The 3,474-nt window shown below is 28.0% G+C and carries 4 protein-coding genes; 1 reads left to right on the forward strand and 3 read right to left on the reverse strand.

Features of this window, described 5'->3' with window-relative positions; genetic code table 11:
- On the forward strand, window positions 1–111 hold a 111-nt coding region (rpsI, locus tag NSA58_RS17575), incomplete at its 5' end, for a 30S ribosomal protein S9 (RefSeq protein WP_257560751.1).
- Between the two features lie 3 nt (window positions 112–114).
- On the opposite strand, the gene NSA58_RS17580 is transcribed toward rpsI, so the two are convergent.
- The 3 genes from NSA58_RS17580 to NSA58_RS17590 all read right to left on the reverse strand — a co-directional run.
- Window positions 115–516 carry a YihY/virulence factor BrkB family protein gene (locus NSA58_RS17580; RefSeq protein WP_257560749.1) on the reverse strand — a complete coding sequence of 134 codons (402 nt, stop codon included), beginning with the start codon at window positions 514–516 and terminating at the stop codon, window positions 115–117.
- Between the two features lie 302 nt (window positions 517–818).
- Entirely contained in the window at window positions 819–2,516 is a 1,698-nt protein-coding gene (locus tag NSA58_RS17585) for a phospho-sugar mutase (protein WP_039677991.1), read from the reverse strand.
- 156 nt (window positions 2,517–2,672) lie between these two features.
- The coding region (locus NSA58_RS17590) for a 3D domain-containing protein (protein WP_257560750.1) at window positions 2,673–3,474 on the reverse strand (802 nt) is incomplete at its 5' end.

The following is a 3,474-nucleotide window of genomic DNA, read 5'->3' on the forward strand; positions in this document are numbered from 1 at the left end:
AGAGGAGACTTAAAGAAAGCTGGATTCTTAACAAGAGATGCAAGAATGAAAGAAAGAAAGAAATATGGTTTAAAAGCTGCAAGAAGAGCGCCTCAGTTCTCAAAAAGATAGTTTTTATTCAATATTGTGTCTTGTTTCTCTAATATTATAAGATCGATTCATACCTCTAATCAGTGATAAAACTGCCCTAGACATGGTATACATAGCTAGAATAAAACTTAATATTAAAAAGCTAAAACTTCTATTTTCTATTGCAGATTGTATTAATGATGATACTATATTAAAAGCACTTAATGGTAGTATTTTTTTCAATAAAAATATATATTTACTTAGCTTAATTATAGGAGTATAAACTACTAAACTTATAGTAAATATTAAAAAAGGAAAGAAAGATAATAATAAGTAAAATGACATTTCAGCTGCTTTAGAGTTTATCTCTCTATAATTAGAATATTCCATAAGAAATTTTATTTTCTTACTATAAGTTTGAATTCTACGATTAAATTTATTATTCATTTTATCCCTCCTATCCTATATATTTGTATTTACTTTATTTTACTACAATTACAAATATAGTATTATTATTTCCGTTTAAATATTTAATTTATACTTAATACTCTATATGTCTGATGCCTCATATTCCGTATTATCATATATATTATAGACCTTACTATACTTATACCAATTCCGCTTTCAAAAACAAAAAAGTAATGCTTTTTTGATATTTTATAATCAATAACCATTACTTTTTTAATATCTATAAAAATCATGCTCAACATAAATATGTTTGTTGTATCATAATCATAATTATATTTTTATTACATTAATTTGTTTAATATTTCATTTATACTTAATTTAATTCCATCTACTTTTTTATCGCACTCAGATTTATCTTTCCCTTTTACTGCCACATAGAATTTAAGTTTTGGCTCAGTTCCAGAAGGTCTAACTGCAACCCAAGATTCATCTTCTAAGAAGTATTTCAATACATTCGACTTTGGTAAATTATCTATACCATTTGCAAAATCTTTTACTTCCACAACTTTCTTATCATTTATAGTTTTTATATCATTATTTCTGAAATAAGATATTATTTCCTGTATCTTTTCTAACCCTTCTATTCCTGCTAAAGTTAAAGATATAGTTTCTTCTTTAAAGTATCTATATTTCTTGTATAACTCTTGTAATCCTTCATATAAGCTCATGCCTTTTGAGTAATAATATGCAGCCATTTCAGATATTAATAATGATGCAACCACTCCATCTTTATCTCTTGCGTGAGTTCCAACTAAGTAACCATAACTTTCTTCGTATCCAAATAAATAAGTCTTGTCATTGTTCTCTTCGAATGATTTTATCTTCTCACCTATAAATTTGAATCCTGTAAGCACATTCATAACTTCCACATTATTTGCCTTAGCTATATCTGCACCAAATTCAGAAGTAACTATAGTTTTTATAAGTACTGAATTGTCTTTTAATTTATTTTCTTCTTTTTGACCTTCTATTATATAATTTGTTAACATTCCACCTATTTGGTTTCCTGTAAGAAGTGCATAATCCCCACTAGTAGTTTTTACAGCAACCCCCACTCTATCACAGTCTGGATCTGTTGCTATTACTAAATTAGCCCCTTCTTTTTTAGCAAGTTCTATTCCTCTAGTTAATGCTTTTTGGTCTTCTGGGTTTGGATACTCAACTCCAGCAAAGTTTGGATCTGGCATTTCTTCTTCTTTTACAACAAGAACATTTTCAAATCCAGCTTCTTTTAGTGCTCTTTTTACAGGTACATTTCCAGTTCCACAAAGTGGTGTATAAACTATTTTAAATTCTTTTCCCACATTTTTTATTAAATCTTTTCTGATTACTTGTTTTTTAACCGCTTCAATAAAATCAGTATCTTGTTTTTCATCTAACATTATTACTAGATCTTTATTTTCTTCAGTCAATGTTGGAATTGTTGAATAATCTTCTATAGAATTTATTTCTTCAGTTATAGCATTTGCTATTTCTGGCATTACTTGTGCCCCATCTTCCCAATATACTTTGTATCCGTTATATTCTGGTGGATTGTGACTTGCAGTTATAACTATACCTGCTATTGCTTTTAGGTTTCTTACTGCGAAAGAAAGTTCTGGTGTAGTTCTTAAGCTATCAAATATATAAGCTTTTATGCCACAAGCAGCTAAAGTATTTGCAGACTCTAAGCAAAATTCTCTAGACATAAATCTATTATCATGAGCTATAACTACTCCTCTTTCCTGCTCTTCTTTAGTCGTATTTTTTAATATGTAGTTAGCTAGTCCAAAAGTAGCTCTTCTAACAGTATATATGTTTATTCTATTAGTTCCTGCTGCTATTACCCCTCTAAGCCCCGCTGTTCCAAACTCTAAATTTTTATAGAATCTATCTTCTATTTCCTTCTCATTCTCTTTTAAATTAATTAATTCTTCTCTAGTCTTTTCATCAAAATATTTATTGCTTATCCAACTATTATATTTGTTACTATATGACATCTAAAATACTCCTTTATCTTTTTACTTTTTATTCATACTATATATTTTATCCTTATTTTTATATTTAGTAAATATGAAGCATTAATTTATAAAATATTTTTTCCTACAAAATAAAAAAGTATTAGATCAAGTTTTATCTCGACCTAACACTTTAATTTATCCAACTATATAAATATCTATATTTCTTACTCCCCAACTATAGCAAGCAGAAGAGCTATTCATAAATATATCTATTCTATTTCCTTTTATTCCACCACCGCAGTCTTCTGCTACAAATGTCATATTAAATTTAGGTATATATACCTTTGTTCCATAAGGTATAATTCTGGGGTCAACTGCAATAGTCCCCCATCTTGGACGTGTTCCAGTAGAAGTAATACTATCACCACTATACGCAGTAGCAGATACTATCATTTTATCGCCTTTAATGTTAGAGTTATGGTTTGATATTGATAACTTTTGTGATGAATTTACAGAACTAGCCATATAACTTGTATCTGTTCCTTTTATAACTACCTTATTGACAGGCTCTTCTCTTATTATTTCTTTACTTGCTACCCTTGATACCAACTTACCATCATGATATACTTCTTCATATATTATAGTTTTTCTTCCGTCTTTTCCTTCTTGAGTAACTTTTATAACTCCTTTTGGTAAAGAATTATCCTCTTTAACCTTAGTTTTATATGCTATTCTTGAATGCTCACTAACAGTAATTTGTTGCACATATGTAATTTTTATATCCATATAATCTTTCAACTTACTATTAACACTAGGATATATAATATCATCTTCATCATAATATATATTATTTTCACTTAACAGTTCTTTCACTGTCTTGCAATAAGAATCTACAGTTATTTTTTCACCATCAACTTGTAAAACTATTTGTTCTTTTTTAAATACAAAATATGATGTAAGAAGAACACAAAAAGTTACAGTAATTAACAAACTCCTT

The organism is Terrisporobacter muris, from assembly GCF_024621905.1.
Taxonomy (GTDB): Bacteria; Bacillota; Clostridia; order Peptostreptococcales; family Peptostreptococcaceae; genus Terrisporobacter; species Terrisporobacter muris.